At 49.9% G+C, this 2,891-nt stretch carries 2 protein-coding genes; both read left to right on the top strand.

What is annotated here, in order from left to right; all coding sequences use genetic code 11:
• Window positions 1-101 precede the first annotated feature (101 nt).
• Entirely contained in the window at window positions 102-509 is a 408-nt protein-coding gene (locus GX419_08740) for a hypothetical protein (GenBank protein ID NLI24777.1), read from the top strand.
• Window positions 506-2,752 (top strand): TonB-dependent receptor, encoded by a 2,247-nt coding sequence (locus GX419_08745; GenBank protein NLI24778.1) that lies wholly within the window; start codon window positions 506-508, stop codon window positions 2,750-2,752. The genes GX419_08740 and GX419_08745 overlap by 4 nt, the downstream gene beginning before the upstream one ends.
• Window positions 2,753-2,891: the final 139 nt, after the last annotated feature.

Raw genomic sequence — 2,891 nt, forward strand, 5'->3', positions numbered from 1 at the left:
ATACCGGCAAAATTGTACCCAAATTTGTATATTTGATGGCTGAATATTCAATGCCCTGAAGAAAATTCCTTACATTTCCAACCAGCAAATCCTGAAGAACTATGAAAACGATTCCCATCTTTCTCATCGTTGTTTGCATGGCAATGGCCTGCAAAAAGGAATCCGAATCGGAACGGTTCATTCTGCTCACTACCCCGGTATGGACAAGCGACAGCCTTCTGGCTGACGGGCAGGATGCCAGCGGCCCGGGAGGAGTACTGGAAAAATTCAAGGGCGATGCCAGGTTCCGCAAAGACGGCACCGGATATTTCGGAAAATTCACCGGCACATGGAGGTTTTCCACCGACGAAACCCAGCTGATTATATCCTCCGACTCCCTGCCCATTCCCGTTTCGGCCAATATTGCCGAACTGACGAAGCTGTCGCTGAAAATCACAACCATTTATCCTACACCGGCCAGCCCGAAAGGATTTTTCGACATCCGTATGACATTTAAAGCTAAACCATGAGGTTTGCCTGGAGCATTCTGCTTTGCATCCAAGCGGTCTTATGTTTTGCGCAGAATGAGGGATTTGTCAGGGGCAGGGTGACCGACGCAGATACACAGGAACCGCTTTTCGGCGTGCATGTTATTTACGGCAAAGGATCAGGAACCATCACCTCCCCCGATGGTACCTATTCTTTTGCCGTGCGTGCGGGCACAGTAAGCATTTCGTTTCAGTTTGTCGGATACAAAACGGTTACGGAGTCGGTAAAAGTAAAGGCAAAGGACACCGCCGTGCTGAATGTTGCCCTTGAAACGGATGTATATCAGATCGACCAGATTGTAGTAAGTGCCGACAGGATGGAGAAAAAGGCTTCGGATCTTACGGTAACCATGAATGTGATTAAGCAGGAATACCTTTCGCGTATCCATATTAAAGATGCCGAGGAACTGATGAACCGTATCCCTGGCATAGAAGTCCTCGACGGACAGGCCTCGGTGAGAGGAGGAAGCGGTTTCAGTTACGGAGTGGGCAGCAGGGTGCTGGCCCTTGTGGACGGATTGCCCCTGATGGCAGCTGACGGAGGAAACATCAAATGGAATTTTCTGCCTCTGGAACAGATCAGCCAGGTGGAGGTCATCAAGGGAGCCTCCTCCGTGCTGTACGGATCATCGGCCCTCAACGGAGTCATTAATTTCCGAACAGCCGATGCCACCAACATTCCGCAAACCACTTTTTTTGCCGAAAGCGGTGTTTTCGACAAGCCGGAAGATAAGATCAAGGCCTGGTGGCATTCGCCGCGGATTTTTTCATCGGCTTCGTTCTCCCATCTCCGCAGGGCCGGTTTTACCGATGTGGGCCTGGGACTTTACCTCTTTAAGGAAAACAGCTACAGAAAGTTCAATGATGAACAATATGGGCGCATTAGTGTAAAGATAAAGCATCACAGCGCAAGGAAAGAAGGTCTGGCGTACGGAGCGAATGTAAGCGCAGAACGAACTTATAAAACCGATTTCGTTCTCTGGGAAAACGCCGGTGCAGGAGCCCTTAAGCAGGACACTTCTTCTGTTTCAAGTCTGTATCAGACATTTTTCACTGTGGATCCATTTGTCTCCCTGGTACGAACCACCTCTGCGCGGCACGACCTGCGGTTCAGAATTCTGGGTTGCGAAAACAGTTTTCCCGTGCGAAAACAAAATGATGCAAGGTTCCTTTCCGCTTACGGAGAATACCAGATAGGAAAAAAGATTGCGGATGTTCTGCAGCTGATTTCAGGCTTTTCGGCAAGTTACAGCATTGTTGACTCCCGGTTCTTTGGCGATCATCACGGGATGAACCTGGCGGGTTTTGCCCAGCTGGAGGCGCAACCGGTAAAAAAGCTCCGTTTGGTTGCCGGCGTAAGGCTTGAGCAGAATTCGCTCGATGATGTCAACGATAAAATTGTTCCCGTCTTCCGGTCAGGAATCAATTTTCAGGCAGGAGAATATACCTTCCTGAGAGCATCCTTTGGCCAGGGCTACCGCTACCCTTCCGTTGCCGAAAAATACGCATCCACAACCCTGGGTTCGGTTAAGATTTATCCCAATACCGGCATTCAGTCGGAAAAAGGCTGGAGTGCCGAAACCGGAATCAAGCAGGGATTTATGCTGGGCCAATCCAGCGGCCAGGTGGACCTGTGCTTTTTCTACACCCGGAACAGCAACATGATTGAATTCCTATTCGGCCTGTACCCCGATCCTGTTACCGGAATATCAGGCCCAGGTTTCCGGGCTGAAAATTTTGAGCAGGCCATGATATACGGTTCGGAAATTGAATTTACGCTGACGCGGAATTTTAACCGGATCAGAACTGCCATGGATGCTGGGTACAGCTATATTTACCCGGTTGAATTCAGCCGGTACACGGGCGAAAGCACAGGCCAATATCTGAAGTACCGGCGGAAACATTCGGGCAACATGAACATTTCCATTTCCGGAGGGAAAATCGTTACGGGCCTTCATCTTTTTGCCCGTTCGCGCATTCTCCGCATTGATGATATCTTCCTGAACGAAATTACCGGTGAACAGATACTTCCCGGTTTTCCGGCCTACTGGAAGAGCCATAACAAAGGGTACCTGCTGGTGGACGGAGATATTGGTTACCTGATCAACCGGCGCCTTACCGTTTCACTGGTAGTAAAAAACCTAACCAATGTGGAATATATGGGCAGGCCTGGCGACATTCAGCCCGTGCGGAATTTCAGCCTGCGGCTCAGCGGAAGATTTTAATCTGTACACGCTTTTCGGGAAGCACAATACGCCGCAGGGGCCGCTTTCACTCCATTTCAGCGGGGTTTGCCCGGATGCCAACCGCAAGATTTTCTATAGCGGGGGAAAGGCAAAACAAAATCCATCGCTCTCTGCCTGA

The sequence above is a fragment of the Bacteroidales bacterium genome (genome assembly GCA_012517825.1).
In the GTDB taxonomy this organism is placed as follows: Bacteria; Bacteroidota; Bacteroidia; order Bacteroidales; family JAAYUG01; genus JAAYUG01.

Excerpts from the sequence above, each read along its gene's own strand:
- GX419_08740 (NLI24777.1), top strand. The coding sequence starts at position 102 with ATGAAAACGATTCCCATCTTTCTCATCGTTGTTTGCATGGCAATGGCC.
- GX419_08745 (NLI24778.1), top strand. The coding sequence starts at position 506 with ATGAGGTTTGCCTGGAGCATTCTGCTTTGCATCCAAGCGGTCTTATGT.